This window comes from Streptomyces sp. P9-2 (genome assembly GCF_051903975.1).
Taxonomy (GTDB): domain Bacteria; phylum Actinomycetota; class Actinomycetes; order Streptomycetales; family Streptomycetaceae; genus Streptomyces; species Streptomyces cellulosae.
On the sequence record NZ_CP192633.1, the window covers coordinates 774097 to 789170 of the forward strand.

Sequence of the window (15074 nt, forward strand, 5' to 3'; positions counted from 1 at the left end):
GGGGCCCCCACGGAATCCCGGCGTGACACAGCCCACCTGTCGCCGCGTTCAAACTCCGTTAACAATGGACTGTGATCTCTCCGGTCTCCTCGATGCCCCGGAGCGCCCACCGGCAGCGGCCGGAGGCGACTCCCTACGTCGACCTCACCCGTTCCGAGTGGAGCGCGCTGCGCGACAAGACGCCGTTGCCGCTGACGGCGGAGGAGGTGGAACAGCTGCGCGGCCTCGGCGACGTCATCGACCTCGACGAGGTGCGGGACATCTACCTCCCGCTGTCCCGGCTGCTCAACCTCTACGTCCGCGCCACCGACGGGCTGCGCGGCGCCCTCAACACCTTCCTCGGCGAGAAGGGCTCCCAGTCGGGCACGCCCTTCGTCATAGGGGTCGCGGGCTCCGTGGCCGTAGGCAAGTCGACGGTGGCGCGCCTCCTGCAGGCCCTGCTCTCCCGCTGGCCCGAGCATCCCCGCGTGGAGCTGGTCACGACGGACGGCTTCCTGCTCCCCACCGAAGAGCTCCAGTCACGCGGGCTGATGTCGCGGAAAGGTTTTCCCGAGTCCTACGACCGCCGGGCGCTGACGCGCTTCGTGGCGGACATCAAGGCCGGCAAGTCCGAAGTGACCGCCCCCGTCTACTCCCATCTGATCTACGACATCGTCCCGGGCGAGAAGCTCACGGTGCGGCGGCCGGACATCCTGATCGTGGAGGGCCTCAACGTCCTGCAGCCGGCGCTTCCGGGCAAGGACGGGCGGACGCGGGTGGGCCTCGCCGACTACTTCGACTTCAGTGTGTACGTGGATGCTCGTGCCGAGGACATCGAGCAGTGGTACCTGAACCGGTTCCGGAAGCTGCGGCAGACGGCGTTCCAGGATCCGTCGTCGTACTTCCGGAAGTACACGCAGGTGTCCGAAGAGGAGGCGTTGGACTACGCCCGCACGATGTGGCGGACCATCAACAAGCCGAACCTCGTCGAGAACATCGCCCCTACGCGGGGCCGGGCGACCCTGGTCCTCCGGAAGGGCCCCGACCACACGGTCCAGCGCCTGAGCCTCCGCAAACTGTGAACCCCCCGGCCCGCCCGTCACCGGCGGCTACCCTGCCGCCATGCTGCATCTGCGTCTGATCACACCCGCCGGGCAGACCGAGGAAGCGGTCCGCCTCATCGAGGGGACGAGAGGGACCACGCATCTGTGTGTGCTGGCAGGTGCCGCCCGCGACCCCGCCGGGGACGTCGTGCTGTGCGACGTGGCCCGGGAGGCCGCCGACGACCTGCTCAGCGGCTTGCAGCGGCTGGGGCTGGACACGACCGGGTCCATCTCCGTGGAGAACGTCGACCTGTCGCTGTCGGAGCGCGCGGACCGGGCCGAGAAGGAGGCGCCCGGGGAGGGCGCGGACGCGGTGCTGTGGGAGCACCTCACGGAGGCGACCCACGAGGAGTCGACCCTCTCGGTGACCTACCTCTCGTTCCTCACGCTGGCGACCATGATCGCGGCGTGCGGTGTGGTGCTGGACAACGCGGTCCTGATCGTGGGGGCGATGGCGGTGGGCCCGGAGTTCGGCCCGCTGGCCGGCATCTCCACGGCGACGGTGCAGCGTCGGCCGCGCCTCGCGATGCGTTCGCTGATCGCCCTGCTGGTGGGCTTCGCGGTGGCGATGGTGCTGACGGTGGGGTTCAGCCTGTGCATGGACGCGGTGGGGCTGTTCACCAAGGAGCAGTTGGAGGCGGAACGGCCGCAGACCGGCTTCGTGTACGCCCCCGACTGGTTCTCCTTCGTGGTGGCGGTGCTGGCCGGGGCGGCCGGCACGCTGTCGCTCACGTCCGCGAAGTCCGGAGCCCTGGTAGGAGTCGCCATCTCGGTGACGACGGTGCCGGCCGCGGCGAACGCGGCGGTGGCCCTGAGCTACGGGGACACCGTCCAGACCTGGGGTTCCACCGAGCAGCTGCTGCTCAACCTGCTCGGGATCACGCTGGCGGGAACACTGACGCTGCTGACACAGAAGCAGCTGTGGCGGAAGCAGCACGCACGCCTGCGAAGGCGCGCGGCCGCCTGAGACTGCCCGGCGGTGGTCGAGCCGCCCACGGCGGCCCCGCACCACCACCCCACCGTGGGCGCTACCTCAACCCTGACCGGGCAGAATCCCGCGCAGCAGGCACACGGCCTCAGCCCAGCGCGGACTTCACCGCATCCGCGAGCCGCCCAGCCACCGACCGCGCCTGGTCGATGTCGGCCGCTTCCACCATGACGCGGACCAGCGGCTCCGTACCCGACGGACGAAGCAGCACACGCCCCGTCCCGCCCAGCTCCCGCTCCGCCTCCGACACCGCCGTCGCCAGCTCCGCCGACGTCTTCACCCGGGACTTGTCCACATCAGGCACGTTGATCAGCACCTGCGGCAGCCGCTCCATCACAGACGCCAGCTCCCGCAGCGACCGCCCACTCTCGGCCACCCGAGCCGCCAGCAGCAGCCCCGTCAGCGTCCCGTCCCCCGTCGTCGCGTGGTCCAGGATGATCACGTGCCCCGACTGCTCGCCGCCCAAGGCGAACCCGTGCTGCTTCATCTCCTCCAGCACGTACCGGTCCCCCACCGCCGTCTGGACGAGCCGGATCCCCTCCCGCTCCATGGCGAGCTTGAACCCGAGGTTCGACATCACAGTGGCGACCACCGTGTCGGACCGCAGCGCCCCCCGCTCCCGCATGGCCAGCGCCAGCACCGCCAGGATCTGGTCCCCGTCGACCTCCGCCCCGGTGTGGTCGACGGCGAGACACCGGTCGGCGTCCCCGTCATGCGCGATACCCAGCGCGGCCCCGTGCTCGACAACAGCGGCCTTCAGCTGCGCAAGGTGAGTCGACCCGCACCCGTCATTGATGTTCAGCCCATCAGGCTCAGCACCAATGGTCACAACCTCGGCGCCGGCCCGACGGAACGCCTCCGGCGACACCTGCGACGCCGCCCCGTGCGCCTCGTCCAGCACGATCTTCAGGCCGTCGAGCCGGTTCGGCAGAACGCCCACGAGGTGGGCGACATACGTGTCGAAGCCCTCCTCGTAGTCCCGCACGCGCCCGACCCCGGCCCCGGTGGGCCGGTCCCACGGCTCACCGGTGCGGTGCTCCTCGTAGATCGCCTCGATCCGGTCCTCCAGCTCGTCGGCGAGCTTGTGCCCGCCGCGGGCGAAGAACTTGATGCCGTTGTCGGGCATGGCGTTGTGGCTGGCGGAGAGCATCACGCCGAGGTCGGCGCCCAGCGCACCGGTGAGGTGGGCGACCGCCGGCGTCGGCAGCACGCCGACCCGCAGGACGTCCACGCCCGCGCTGGCGAGCCCGGCGACCACGGCGGCCTCCAGGAACTCCCCGGACGCGCGCGGGTCACGCCCGACGACGGCGGTGGGCCGGTGCCCTTCGAACGTGCCCGCCTCGGCCAGTACGTGCGCGGCGGCGACGGACAGGCCGAGCGCCATCTCCGCCGTCAGATCCGCGTTGGCGACACCGCGCACGCCGTCCGTGCCGAAGAGTCGTCCCACTTGTCCTCCTGAGGATGCGTCAGTATCGGCAGCCCTCCAGGGCCCCGCCACCAAGGTCCCGCCGAGGCGATGGACCGGCCCGTACGGCCGACGGCTGTGCCACTGACAAAGCTGAGCTTCTGCTGTTCGTCGATGCTTCTGATGTTCGACGGTCACGGACCGCCCGCGGCTCCCGAGCCGCGGGGACGCGCACCGTGACGTCGCCGGGCGTGCACCACGGCGCCACCGCCCGACCATCCGATCACATTAGCGTTTGAGCGCCTTGTGCCGTTATACGCCCACGCCAGTGAATAAACGAACGCCCCGGCAGCACGATGGCGTGCCGCCGGGGCGTTCGGAGTACGCGCGAGCGCCCTGCGATTAGCGCTTGCTGTACTGCGGAGCCTTGCGGGCCTTCTTCAGACCGGCCTTCTTCCGCTCGACCGCACGGTCGTCGCGGCGCAGGAAGCCGGCCTTCTTCAGCGGACCGCGGTTGTTGTCGACGTCCGCCTCGTTCAGCGCACGGGCGACACCGAGTCGGAGCGCACCGGCCTGACCGGAGACACCGCCACCCGCGATGCGGGCGATGACGTCGTAGCGGCCCTCGAGCTCGAGCACCTTGAAGGGCTCGTTCACTTCCTGCTGGTGCACCTTGTTCGGGAAGTAGTCCTCGAGGGTGCGACCGTTGATCTTCCACTTGCCGGTGCCCGGGACGATCCGGACGCGGGCGATGGCGTTCTTGCGACGGCCCAGGCCGGCGGCCGGCTGGGGCTCACCGAAGCGGGACGCCATGGACTCCGAGGTGTACTCGCCCTCGACGGGCGCCTCGGACTCGGTGGTGTAGCTGTCGATGTCAAGCTCTTCGAGCGGCTGCTCGGCAGTGGTCTCGGCCACGATTCTCCTCAGATTCTCTTCGGTCTTAGGGGGTGGCCGGACTTACTGCGCGACCTGGGTGATCTCGAACGGCACCGGCTGCTGAGCGGCGTGCGGGTGCTGGTCGCCCGAGTAGACCTTCAGCTTCGAGAGCATCTGACGGCCCAGGGTGTTCTTGGGGAGCATGCCCTTGACGGCCTTCTCGATGGCCTTCTCGGGGTTCTTGGCAAGCAGCTCGTCGTAGCGGACGGAGCGCAGACCACCCGGGTAGCCCGAGTGGCGGTACGCCATCTTCTGGGTCCGCTTGTTGCCGGAGAGGTGCACCTTGTCGGCGTTGATGATGATGACGAAGTCACCGGTGTCGACGTGGGGCGCGTAGATCGGCTTGTGCTTGCCACGCAGGATGGAGGCGGCAGTGGAGGCCAGACGGCCCAGGACGACGTCCTGAGCGTCGATGACGTGCCACTGGCGCGTCACATCGCCGGGCTTGGGGCTGTACGTACGCACGGTTCGTAGCCTTCGCTTCTTCAGTGAATGGTCCTGACAAGGTCACCGAAGACGATCACGACAGCCCTGACCGCACAGCGGTGACGCAAACCGCGTGCTGGTCGCTGGTCATCGGCCCGGTGGACCGGTGTAAGGGCCCCTCACGTGAGAATGAGTAAGCCACTACACACAACAGAGACGCAGAATACCCGTGCTCGGCCGGACGGGTCAAAACGAGCCCGCCGCCCGTGGGCGCGCCCCATTTTACGGCCGTACGGCGCCTCCCGTGGCCGCACGCCACCCGCCCTCCCCCCGACCAGTCCCTTCCTCGTCCGAAGCGCCCTCGGCACCCTCAGCACCCCGCACATTCCGCGCACCCCGGACCGCGTGGTACGCCACCGCACCCGCCAGCACACACAGCGTGACGAAGTCCCGGAACGCCCGCCGCTTCCCCGACTCCAGCCACGGCCAGGTCACCCCCGGGAGCTGTGGCACCAGCGCCAGCCAGAACCACGGCCGCCGGGTCACCGACCCCGCGTACGGCATCCCGGCGAGCAGCAGGGGCAGCACGACGAGCAGGTAGTGGTTGTAGGAGGGCCGCGACACCAGGAACGCGGACAGCATCAGCCCGGCGGACGTCTCCGCCAGCCGCAGCGCCTCGGGCCCCGGCCCCCGCCATCGCCGGTACGCGCAGGCCACCCCGACCGCGGCGGCGGCCACCGCCAGCGCCTGGGCCAGGGCCTGCGGCACGCCGAGCCGGGGCAGCACTGCAGCCGGGCCCGCCTCGTAGAGCCGGAGGAAGGCGTCGTCGGCGGTGAAGAGGAAGGGGAGCGTCTGGGTGAGGAAGCCGGTGGGGTCGGGCAGGAAGAAGGCGGCCACCACCGACGACACCGCCGGCACCAGCACCACCAGCGCGAGCGCGCCCCAGCGGCGGGCGAAGAGGAACAGCAGCGCCATCGGCGCGAGCAGCGGCTTCAGCGCCACCGCCACCCCGATCACCGCGCCCGCCGCGACCCACCGCCCCCGGCTCGCCAGCAGCAGGCACAGCGGCAGCGCCAGCACCGCCGTCACCGTCCAGTTGCCCAGCCGCACCAGCTGCGCGAACGGCGCGAAACCCACCGCCAGCCCGAACAGCCCGAGCACGGCGAGCCTGCTGCGCAGCGGCACCCGGTGCAGCAGCAGCGCGCACACCCAGCCCGCCGTGAGCGCGAGGACCACCAGCACCGGCACCAGCACGTCCAGCACGGACCGCGGCAGCAGCGCCTGCGGGGCGGCCGCGACGACCGCGCTCGGGAAATAGAGGAAGTGCGCGTCGTCGTACGGCGATCCGCCGTCCAGCCAGGTGCGCGCCGCGTCCACGACGATGCCGTTGTCCATGCCTCCGTCCGAGGTCACCAGCACCGTATGGGTCGTCAGCGCGGCCAGGACCGCCACGAGTCCGGCCCACCAGCCGATGCCCGCGGGGCGCACCAACCACCCGGAGATGTCGCTTTTGCCCGTCGCCATGGGCGCAACGCTAGGGCCTCACGGGCCCGTTGAGGCGGACCAGCACACCCCTTGCCCCGTCTAAGATGCGCCCCATGAGCTTTGGGCAGGGGGGGTCCTCCCAGCAGTGGGATCCCTGGAAACCGAATTCGCAGCAGCCGTGGAACGGCGGCAGCGCCGACGGGTCACCCGACTGGGCGGCGCTCGCCGACGCGTCCGAGGCGCGCGCCAAGCGGCGCCGGCTGCTGTTCATAGGCGGCGGCGCACTCGCCGCCGTGGCGATAGGGACCGCGGTGGCGGTCGCCGTCGTGTCGGCGGGGAGCTCGAACCAGGCCGGCCCGGGCACCGAGTCCCAGCTGCCCGGCGTCTCCGACCTCCCGAGCGCCACGGGCACGGTCCCGTCGTTCGAGCCGACGAGCGCGCCGCCCCCGCTGGACCCGAAGGACTTCGTCGCCAGCGCCCAGAAGGACAAGGCGCCGCTGAGCCCCGACATCCTGTTCCCGGGCACGCAGCTGACCATGGGCGACACGGTCTACAAGAAGGGCCCGACGGCGGACACCAAGAACTGCGCGTCCGCGGCCAAGGCCACGCTCCCGAAGGTCCTCACGGACAACAGGTGCACGCGGCTGATCCGCGTCACCTACAGCCGGGACGGCGTGGCGGTGACGGTCGGCGTGGCGGTCTTCGCGACCGAGGCGCAGGCGACGAAGGCCAAGCAGCAGGCGGACGCGAAGAGCATCGTCAAGTCGCTGTCCGGCGGCGGGGTGAAGGACTTCTGCGTCGGCGCGGTCTGCCGCTCCACCACCAACGCCTACGGCCGCTACGCCTACTTCACACTGTCCGGCTTCACCAGCGGCAAGGACGTGACGGAGGAGGACAAGGCCGTCTTCAGGACCGGCGACGACCTCCAGGAGTTCACGTACCGTCAGATCCGCCGCAGGGGCGAGGCCCAGGCGTCCGCGGCGGCGGCCGGCTGACCCCGCCGCCCGGGGCGCGTCAGCAGCAGCCGGCCGACGGCAGCGTCCGCTTGTTGCGCGCCTCGACGCTGCGGGCCGCGAGGAGCTCGTCGGCCGGGTAGCCGACCTCCTCCAGGGTCAGGCCGTGCGGGCGTACGACATGGACCGCCGAGTCCCGTACGCCCGCCGCCAGGACCTTCGCGGGCCAGTCCGGGGTGCGGTGCCCGTCGCCGACGAACAGCAGCGCGCCGATCAGCGAGCGCACCATGTTGTGGCAGAAGGCGTCGGCGCGGACGGTGGCGGTGATGATCCCGTCGTCGCCGCGTACGAGGCTCAGCTCCTGGAGCGTGCGGATGGTCGTCGCGCCCTCGCGCCGCTTGCAGTAGGCGGCGAAGTCGTGCTCGCCGAGCAGTCCGCGGGCGGCCTCGTTCATGGCGTCCACGTCGAGCGGCCAGTCGTGCCACAGCACGTGGTTGCGCAGCAGCGGGTCGACGCCGCCGGGGTTGTCGGTGACGCGGTAGGCGTAGCGCCGCCAGATCGCCGAGAACCGGGCGTCGAAGCCCGCCGGCGCCTCCCTGAGCGCCCACACCCGCACGTCCTTCGGCAGCCGCCCGGCGAGCCGCTTCAGCAGCTTCGGCCGGTGCTCGGCCCACACCTCGCGCGGCAGGTCCACGTGCGCGACCTGACCCCGCGCGTGCACACCGGCGTCGGTCCGCCCCGCCACGGTCAGCTCGTACGTCGTCGCGGACCGCGTCACGGTCCGCAGGGCGTCCTCGATCTCCCCCTGCACGGTCCGCCGGCCCCCGGCCTGCTTGGCCCACCCGGAGAACTCGGTCCCGTCATAGGAAAGGTCCAGCCGGACCCGCACCACACCACTCACCGAACGACTCCCTCTCCCAAAACGAAGCGGGCCCGCTCCTGAAAGAAGCGGGCCCGCAACAATGCCCCTCAGGGGCGCGGGGCTGTGCTCGATTCGCGGCTCCGCCGCGTGGGCGCGACCAGCCACGACGAAAGCCGCAGCCGAGCGACCACCCAGTCCCCGCCGGAACGCTTACGCGTCCTTCGACTCCTCGGCCGCGGCCTCGTCGTCGCCCTTGGCCGTGTCGACCTTGGTCTCCACGGCCTCCGCCTCGGCGTCCTTGGCGGACCGCTTGGTCGCGGCCTCGGCCTCGCCGACCGCGGCCTGCTGCACCGTCAGCGCCTCGACCAGCTCGATGACGGCCATGGGCGCGTTGTCGCCACGGCGGTTACCGATCTTGGTGATGCGGGTGTAGCCACCGGGACGGTTCTCGTACCGCGGGCCGATCTCGGTGAAGAGCGTGTGGACGACGCTCTTGTCCGTGATCACCTGGAGCACCTGACGGCGGTTGTGAAGGTCGCCCTTCTTCGCCTTGGTGACCAGACGCTCGGCGTAGGGACGCAGCTTGCGCGCCTTCGCCTCGGTGGTGGTGATGCGGCCGTGCTCGAAAAGCGCCTTCGCGAGGTTCGCGAGGAGAAGCTTCTCGTGCGCGGCGCTGCCGCCCAGACGGGCACCCTTGGTGGGCCTCGGCATAGTGACTCTCCTGTGTGTCTGCCCCGGCCGTATCAGGTACCGGAGTCAGTATCCGAGCAGGCGGTCGCCTGTCGGAGATCCGGGCCGTCTTCACAGACGTCCCGGAGGACCCGCGCCCCCGAAGGGGCGCGGGGAACTGCGCGACCAGCCGGAACCGGCCGGCAGTCAGTAACGGACCGCAGGTCCCGAGCTCAGTACTGCTCGGTCTCCACGAACCCGGCGTCCGCGTCGTCGTCGGCGCCGAAGGCGTCCGCGGCGGCGGTCGGGTCGAACCCGGGAGGCGAGTCCTTGAGCGCGAGGCCCATGCCGGCGAGCTTGGCCTTGACCTCGTCGATGGACTTCGCACCGAAGTTACGGATGTCGAGCAGGTCCGCCTCGGACCGCGCGACGAGCTCACCCACGGAGTGGATGCCCTCACGCTTGAGGCAGTTGTACGACCGGACCGTGAGCTCCAGCTCCTCGATCGGCAGCGCCAGGTCGGCGGCGAGGGCGGCGTCCGTCGGGGACGGACCCATGTCGATGCCCTCGGCGTCGATGTTCAGCTCGCGGGCGAGCCCGAACAGCTCGACCAGGGTCTTGCCGGCCGACGCCATGGCGTCACGCGGCCGCATGGCCTGCTTGGTCTCGACGTCGACGATCAGCTTGTCGAAGTCGGTGCGCTGCTCGACTCGGGTCGCCTCGACCTTGTAGGTGACCTTCAGCACGGGGCTGTAGATCGAGTCGACCGGGATCCGGCCGATCTCCTGGCCGACCTGCTTGTTCTGCACGGCGGAGACGTAGCCGCGACCGCGCTCGACGGTCAGCTCCATCTCCAGCTTGCCCTTGCCGTTGAGCGTGGCGAGGACGAGGTCCGGGTTGTGCACCTCGACACCGGCCGGAGGCGCGATGTCGGCGGCGGTGACCAGACCCGGGCCCTGCTTGCGCAGGTACATCACGACCGGCTCGTCGTGCTCCGAGGAGACGACCAGCTGCTTGATGTTGAGGATCAGGTCGGTGACGTCCTCCTTGACGCCCGGCACGGTGGTGAACTCGTGCAGGACGCCGTCGATGCGGATGCTGGTGACAGCGGCACCGGGGATCGACGACAGGAGGGTGCGGCGGAGGGAGTTGCCGAGGGTGTAGCCGAAGCCCGGCTCCAGCGGCTCGATCACGAACCGGGAGCGGAATTCGTCGACGACCTCTTCGGTCAACGAGGGACGCTGAGCGATCAGCATGAGTGGATCAGATCCTTCTTTCGTGGACGCCCGCTATTTGACGTCCGACGGAAACCGCACCCGGTGAAGAGTGCGGGTACTGCAAGGGTACGGGCGATACGGCCCTTGCGAGCCGTACCGCCCGGAACCACGGGAAGCCGGTGCCTCAGACGCGGCGGCGCTTCGGCGGGCGGCAGCCGTGCTGCGACACTGCGGGGAGCGACCCCCGCACCCCCGGCAGGGGGCCGTCCAGCGCGGCCGGTGCCTCAGACGCGGCGGCGCTTCGGCGGGCGGCAGCCGTGCTGCGACACTGCGGGGAGCGACCCCCGCACCCCCGGCAGGGGGCCGTCCAGCGCGGCCGGTGCCTCAGACGCGGCGGCGCTTCGGCGGGCGGCAGCCGTTGTGCGGGGTCGGGGTGACGTCCTGGATGGAGCCGACCTCGAGGCCCGTGGCCTGCAGGGAGCGGATGGCGGTCTCACGACCGGAACCCGGGCCCTTGACGAACACGTCGACCTTGCGCATGCCGTGCTCCTGGGCGCGGCGGGCGGCCGACTCGGCGGCCATCTGCGCGGCGAACGGCGTGGACTTCCGGGAGCCCTTGAAGCCGACATGGCCGGCGGACGCCCAGGAGATCACGTTGCCGGACGGGTCCGTGATCGAGACGATCGTGTTGTTGAACGTGCTCTTGATGTGCGCGTGGCCGTGAGCGACGTTCTTCTTTTCCTTGCGGCGCACCTTCTTGGCAGCGCCCTGACGACCCTTGGGGGGCATCTGTACTCCTACGGGAGGTGGTCGGTCCTACAGCGAAGACCGCTGGACGGCGAAGTCCGCTGAGGACTACTTCTTGCCCGGCTTCTTCTTGCCGGCGATGGCGCGACGCGGGCCCTTGCGGGTACGCGCGTTGGTGCTGGTGCGCTGACCGCGGACGGGCAGACCGCGACGGTGACGCAGACCCTGGTAGGTGCCGATCTCGACCTTGCGGCGGATGTCGGCCTGGATCTCGCGACGGAGGTCACCCTCGGTCTTGATGTTGTTGTCCACGTACTCGCGGATCGCGACCAGCTGCTCTTCGGTCAGGTCGCGGACGCGGGTGTTCGGGTCGACGCCGGTCGCGGCCAGCGTCTGCTGCGAAAGGGTCCGGCCGATGCCGAACACGTAGGTGAGGGCGATCTCCACGCGCTTTTCGCGCGGGATGTCAACACCGGAAACGCGTGCCATTCAATGGCTCCAGTTGGTTGTCGGAGGTCTTCCACAGAACCGGCTCCCCGCCCGCCGTACCAGGTACGGGCCGGGTCCCCGGCCTCCGAGCCGGGGGTGTCGAGCCGTGCGGCTCGGGTCCTGCGTATGAACGTGTGTTGCTCGCGTCGCGCGAAGTCTGCGGGAGGCGCAGAGGGTGGTTCAGTGCTGCGGTCAGCCCTGGCGCTGCTTGTGGCGCGGGTTGTCGCAGATGACCATGACCCGACCGTGACGGCGGATCACCCTGCACTTGTCGCAGATCTTCTTGACGCTCGGCTTGACCTTCATGGGTGTGAGGTTCTCCGGGTCAGTGCCATCACCCCGGCGGGCCGGGGAGCGGGCAAGATCTACTTGTACCGGTAGACGATCCGGCCACGCGTGAGGTCGTACGGAGACAGCTCCACCACGACCCGGTCGTCAGGGAGGATGCGGATGTAGTGCATGCGCATCTTGCCGCTGATGTGTGCCAGGACCTGGTGGCCGTTCTGGAGCTCGACCCTGAACATGGCGTTCGGCAGAGACTCGACGACAGTGCCCTCGATCTCGATGGCACCTTGCTTCTTGGCCACGCTTCGCCCTTCGAATCGACTACCTTGATCGACTCATTGGTACACCGTGACCACATGCGGACATGCGGGTGCACCAGAGCCGACGAGTCAGTCTACGTCAGCGCACCCGGAAACACGAATCGAGAGATCCTGCCCTTCCGGGGAGATCCCTAACCCAACGGGTCCGGCGCCGCCGTGACACCCATCTCCGCGAGCTTCGCCTTGCCGCCGTCGGGGGCGGTCAGGACCAGGGGGCCCTGCTCGGTGAGGGCGACCGAGTGCTCCCAGTGGGAGGACCAGGTGCCGTCGGTCGTGACGACCGTCCAGTCGTCGGAGAGGACCTCGGTACGCGGGGTGCCGAGGGAGACCATCGGCTCGATCGCCAGGCAGAAGCCGGGCACCAGCTTCGGGCCCTTGCCGCGCTTGCGGTCGACGTAGTTCAGCAGGTGCGGGTCCATGTGCATCTCGGTGCCGATGCCGTGGCCGCCGTAGTCCTCGATGATCCCGTACTTGCCGCCGCCGGGCTTCGGCTGGCGGCGGATGTACGTCTCGATCGCGCGGGAGATGTCGACCAGCCGGCTGCCCTGCTTCATGGCCGCGATGCCGGCCCACATCGACTCCTCGGTGACCCGGGAGAGCTCGACCAGCTCCGGGGAGTGACCGGAGCCGACGAAGGCGGTGTAGGCGGCGTCGCCGTGCCAGCCGTCGACGATGGCGCCGCAGTCGACGGAGATGATGTCGCCGTCCTTGAGGATCACGTCGTCGGACGGGATGCCGTGGACCACGACCTCGTTCACCGAGGTGCAGATGGTGGCGGGGAAGCCGCCGTAGCCGAGGAAGTTCGGCTTGGCGTTGTGCTCGGCGAGCACCTTGCGGGCGACCTGGTCCAGGTCCTTGGTGGACGCCCCGGGCACCGCGGCCTCGCGGGTGGCCGCGTGGATGGCGGCGACGACCAGCCCCGCCTCGCGCATCTTGGCGATCTGCTCAGGGCTCTTGATCTGCACCATGGGGACGACGGCCTTTCTGGACCAGTGGTCGAGTACGAACGCTTCCAACGATACGGGCGCGGTCCGCCCGGATGCCGCGCGGGCGGCGGCACGGACCCCGCCCACGCCACAGCCGCGGCCCCTCGGGGGGAACCGCGGCTGTGCATGCGGCGGGACGGACTACTGGCCGCTCTTCAGCGCCTCCAGCGCCCGGCTGGTGACCTCGTCGACGGGACCCATCGCGGAGATGGTCACCACCAGGCCCTGGGCCCGGTAGTAGTCGATGATCGGCTCGGTCTGCGTGTGGTAGACCTCCAGGCGCGTGCGGACGGTCTCCTCGGAGTCGTCGTCGCGCTGGTACAGCTCGCCGCCGCAGTAGTCGCAGACGCCGTCCTGCTTGGGCGGGCTGTAGGTGACGTGGAAGACGTGCGCGGAGTCCTTGCGGCAGACGCGCCGCCCGGCGATCCGCTTCACGACCTCGTCCTCGGGGGCCTCGAGGTCCAGCACCGCGTCCAGCTTGATGCCCTCGGCCTTCAGCAGCTCGTCCAGCGCCTCGGCCTGCGACACGTTGCGCGGGAAGCCGTCGAGCAGGAAGCCGTTCTCGGCGTCCGGCTGCGACATGCGGTCCTTGGCCATGGCGATGGTGACCTCGTCGGGGACGAGGTTACCGGCGTCCATGTAGGACTTCGCGAGCTTTCCCAGCTCGGTCTGCCGGCTGATGTTGGCGCGGAACAGGTCGCCCGTGGAGATGTGCGGGATGCGCAGTTTCTCGGCAAGGCGGGTGGCCTGTGTGCCCTTCCCAGCACCCGGCGGCCCGACGAGGACGATTCGCATCAGCGGAGGAACCCTTCGTAATTGCGCTGCTGGAGCTGGCTCTCGATCTGCTTCACCGTCTCGAGACCGACACCCACGATGATCAGGATGCTCGTCCCGCCGAACGGGAAGTTCTGGTTTGCCCCGAAACCAACCAACGCCATCGTCGGTACGAGAGCGATCAGACCCAAGTACAGCGAACCCGGCCAGGTGATCCGGTTGAGTACGTAGCTCAGGTACTCAGCGGTCGGTCGGCCAGCCCGGATGCCCGGGATGAAGCCACCATACTTCTTCATGTTGTCCGCGACTTCCTCGGGGTTGAACGAGATGGCCACGTAGAAGAACGCGAAGAAGACGATGAGCAAGAAGTACAGCGTCACGTAGATCGGGTGGTCACCGCGGACGAGGTGGGCCTCGATCCAGGTCTTCCAGCCCGAGGTGCCGCTGGAGAACTGCGCGATCAGCGCCGGGATGTACAGCAGCGACGAGGCGAAGATGACCGGGATCACACCGGCCTGGTTGACCTTCAGCGGGATGTAGGTCGACGTGCCGCCGTAGGACCGGCGGCCGATCATGCGCTTCGCGTACTGCACGGGGATCCGGCGCTGGGCCTGTTCGACGAAGACGACCAGGCCGACCATGACCAGGCCGACGGCGATGACGGTGCCGAACTCGATCCAGCCGTCCGCCAGGCTGCCCTGCTCCTTGATGGCCCAGAGGGCGGAGGGGAAGGTCGCGGCGATCGAGATGAACATCAGGATCGACATGCCGTTGCCGATGCCGCGGTCGGTGATCAGCTCACCGAGCCACATGACCACGGCCGTGCCGGCGGTCATGGTGATGACCATGGTGATGGTCACGAAGATCGACTGGTCGGGGACGATCTGGCTCGCGACCGGGCAGCCCTGGAAGAGGGCGCCGCTGCGGGCGGTGGCCACCAGGCCGGTGCCCTGGAGGATGGCGAGCGCGACCGTCAGGTAACGGGTGTACTGCGTGATCTTCGCCGTGCCGGCCTGCCCCTCCTTCTTCAGGGCTTCCAGGCGCGGGATCACCACGGTCAGCAGCTGCAGAATGATGCTCGCCGTGATGTACGGCATGATCCCGAGCGCGAAGACCGTGATCTGGAGCAGCGCGCCGCCGCTGAACATGTTCACCAGACCGAACAGGCCCTGGTTCGCCTGGGCGGCGTCGATACAGGTCTGGACGTTCCGGTAGTCGACACCCGGGATGGGGATGTGCGTACCGACGCGGTACACCACGATGATGCCGAGCGTGAAGAGCAGCTTCTTGCGCAGGTCGGGCGTCTTGAACGCCCGGGCGAACGCGGTGAGCACGGTGCCTCCTGCGACCCCCCGCGCAACTGCGTCAAGGGTGATGGTCTGAGATTCCGACTGAGGACGAATTCTTAACGGTCAACTGCCGCCCTGAGTGCCCCGCGTAGGGCCCCCGG

The 15074-nt window shown here is 69.5% G+C and carries 17 protein-coding genes; 3 read left to right on the forward strand and 14 right to left on the reverse strand.

The window, feature by feature from the left end:
• The first annotated feature begins 92 nt into the window (after positions 1 to 92).
• Together coaA and ACQY0Z_RS03520 are read left to right on the forward strand one after the other, a co-directional pair.
• Positions 93 to 1061: a type I pantothenate kinase gene (coaA, locus tag ACQY0Z_RS03515; protein WP_189898854.1), complete on the forward strand. Its 969-nt coding sequence runs from the start codon at positions 93 to 95 to the stop codon at positions 1059 to 1061.
• A gap of 40 nt (positions 1062 to 1101) precedes the next feature.
• Positions 1102 to 2049 carry a DUF389 domain-containing protein gene (locus tag ACQY0Z_RS03520; RefSeq protein WP_254586401.1) on the forward strand — a complete coding sequence of 316 codons (948 nt, stop codon included), beginning with the start codon at positions 1102 to 1104 and terminating at the stop codon, positions 2047 to 2049.
• Between the two features lie 109 nt (positions 2050 to 2158).
• Here ACQY0Z_RS03520 and glmM read toward each other — a convergent pair whose 3' ends face one another.
• The 4 genes from glmM to ACQY0Z_RS03540 form a co-directional block, all read right to left on the reverse strand.
• Positions 2159 to 3517 carry a phosphoglucosamine mutase gene (gene glmM / locus ACQY0Z_RS03525; protein ID WP_439811826.1) on the reverse strand — a complete coding sequence of 453 codons (1359 nt, stop codon included), beginning with the start codon at positions 3515 to 3517 and terminating at the stop codon, positions 2159 to 2161.
• 360 nt (positions 3518 to 3877) lie between these two features.
• Positions 3878 to 4390 (reverse strand): 30S ribosomal protein S9, encoded by a 513-nt coding sequence (gene rpsI / locus ACQY0Z_RS03530; RefSeq protein WP_006130761.1) that lies wholly within the window; start codon positions 4388 to 4390, stop codon positions 3878 to 3880.
• A 42-nt stretch (positions 4391 to 4432) separates the two neighbouring features.
• A complete protein-coding gene (gene rplM / locus ACQY0Z_RS03535) occupies positions 4433 to 4876 on the reverse strand; it encodes a 50S ribosomal protein L13 (protein WP_019526965.1) in 444 nt (147 codons plus the stop codon).
• Positions 4877 to 5119: 243 nt separating this feature from the next.
• Positions 5120 to 6361, reverse strand: a complete 1242-nt coding sequence (locus ACQY0Z_RS03540) for a glycosyltransferase family 87 protein (protein ID WP_254586403.1) — start codon at positions 6359 to 6361, stop codon at positions 5120 to 5122.
• 74 nt (positions 6362 to 6435) lie between these two features.
• Here ACQY0Z_RS03540 and ACQY0Z_RS03545 point away from each other — a divergent pair, with 74 nt between their 5' ends.
• On the forward strand, positions 6436 to 7317 hold the full coding sequence (locus tag ACQY0Z_RS03545) for a hypothetical protein (protein ID WP_439811827.1): 882 nt from the start codon (positions 6436 to 6438) through the stop codon (positions 7315 to 7317).
• A 19-nt stretch (positions 7318 to 7336) separates the two neighbouring features.
• On the opposite strand, the gene truA is transcribed toward ACQY0Z_RS03545, so the two are convergent.
• The 10 genes from truA to secY all read right to left on the reverse strand — a co-directional run bounded on the left by truA (position 7337) and on the right by secY (position 14958).
• Positions 7337 to 8176 (reverse strand): tRNA pseudouridine(38-40) synthase TruA, encoded by an 840-nt coding sequence (truA, locus tag ACQY0Z_RS03550; RefSeq protein WP_381730568.1) that lies wholly within the window; start codon positions 8174 to 8176, stop codon positions 7337 to 7339.
• 171 nt (positions 8177 to 8347) lie between these two features.
• Positions 8348 to 8848: a 50S ribosomal protein L17 gene (gene rplQ, locus ACQY0Z_RS03555; RefSeq protein ID WP_189898864.1), complete on the reverse strand. Its 501-nt coding sequence runs from the start codon at positions 8846 to 8848 to the stop codon at positions 8348 to 8350.
• A gap of 191 nt (positions 8849 to 9039) precedes the next feature.
• On the reverse strand, positions 9040 to 10062 hold the full coding sequence (locus ACQY0Z_RS03560) for a DNA-directed RNA polymerase subunit alpha (protein ID WP_003966937.1): 1023 nt from the start codon (positions 10060 to 10062) through the stop codon (positions 9040 to 9042).
• Between the two features lie 345 nt (positions 10063 to 10407).
• Positions 10408 to 10812: a 30S ribosomal protein S11 gene (gene rpsK, locus ACQY0Z_RS03565; RefSeq protein WP_003956432.1), complete on the reverse strand. Its 405-nt coding sequence runs from the start codon at positions 10810 to 10812 to the stop codon at positions 10408 to 10410.
• 66 nt (positions 10813 to 10878) lie between these two features.
• Positions 10879 to 11259 (reverse strand): 30S ribosomal protein S13, encoded by a 381-nt coding sequence (gene rpsM / locus ACQY0Z_RS03570; RefSeq protein ID WP_006130767.1) that lies wholly within the window; start codon positions 11257 to 11259, stop codon positions 10879 to 10881.
• Between the two features lie 192 nt (positions 11260 to 11451).
• A complete protein-coding gene (gene rpmJ / locus ACQY0Z_RS03575) occupies positions 11452 to 11565 on the reverse strand; it encodes a 50S ribosomal protein L36 (RefSeq protein ID WP_003974245.1) in 114 nt (37 codons plus the stop codon).
• A gap of 59 nt (positions 11566 to 11624) precedes the next feature.
• Positions 11625 to 11846, reverse strand: coding sequence for a translation initiation factor IF-1 (gene infA, locus ACQY0Z_RS03580; protein ID WP_004927214.1), 222 nt, complete (start codon positions 11844 to 11846; stop codon positions 11625 to 11627).
• Between the two features lie 149 nt (positions 11847 to 11995).
• A complete protein-coding gene (map, locus tag ACQY0Z_RS03585) occupies positions 11996 to 12832 on the reverse strand; it encodes a type I methionyl aminopeptidase (RefSeq protein WP_189898868.1) in 837 nt (278 codons plus the stop codon).
• A gap of 159 nt (positions 12833 to 12991) precedes the next feature.
• Positions 12992 to 13645 carry an adenylate kinase gene (locus tag ACQY0Z_RS03590; protein ID WP_189898869.1) on the reverse strand — a complete coding sequence of 218 codons (654 nt, stop codon included), beginning with the start codon at positions 13643 to 13645 and terminating at the stop codon, positions 12992 to 12994.
• Entirely contained in the window at positions 13645 to 14958 is a 1314-nt protein-coding gene (gene secY / locus ACQY0Z_RS03595; protein WP_006130770.1) for a preprotein translocase subunit SecY, read from the reverse strand. Before secY ends, ACQY0Z_RS03590 begins: the two co-directional genes overlap by 1 nt.
• Positions 14959 to 15074 lie beyond the last annotated feature (116 nt).

Coding starts and splice junctions, on each gene's coding strand:
- rpmJ (WP_003974245.1), bottom strand. CDS start 11,565: ATGAAGGTCAAGCCGAGCGTCAAGAAGATCTGCGACAAGTGCAGGGTG.
- rplQ (WP_189898864.1), bottom strand. CDS start 8,848: ATGCCGAGGCCCACCAAGGGTGCCCGTCTGGGCGGCAGCGCCGCGCAC.
- ACQY0Z_RS03545 (WP_439811827.1), top strand. CDS start 6,436: ATGAGCTTTGGGCAGGGGGGGTCCTCCCAGCAGTGGGATCCCTGGAAA.
- map (WP_189898868.1), bottom strand. CDS start 12,832: ATGGTGCAGATCAAGAGCCCTGAGCAGATCGCCAAGATGCGCGAGGCG.
- rpsK (WP_003956432.1), bottom strand. CDS start 10,812: ATGCCCCCCAAGGGTCGTCAGGGCGCTGCCAAGAAGGTGCGCCGCAAG.
- ACQY0Z_RS03590 (WP_189898869.1), bottom strand. CDS start 13,645: ATGCGAATCGTCCTCGTCGGGCCGCCGGGTGCTGGGAAGGGCACACAG.
- ACQY0Z_RS03540 (WP_254586403.1), bottom strand. CDS start 6,361: ATGGCGACGGGCAAAAGCGACATCTCCGGGTGGTTGGTGCGCCCCGCG.
- rpsM (WP_006130767.1), bottom strand. CDS start 11,259: ATGGCACGCGTTTCCGGTGTTGACATCCCGCGCGAAAAGCGCGTGGAG.
- ACQY0Z_RS03520 (WP_254586401.1), top strand. CDS start 1,102: ATGCTGCATCTGCGTCTGATCACACCCGCCGGGCAGACCGAGGAAGCG.
- coaA (WP_189898854.1), top strand. CDS start 93: ATGCCCCGGAGCGCCCACCGGCAGCGGCCGGAGGCGACTCCCTACGTC.
- ACQY0Z_RS03560 (WP_003966937.1), bottom strand. CDS start 10,062: ATGCTGATCGCTCAGCGTCCCTCGTTGACCGAAGAGGTCGTCGACGAA.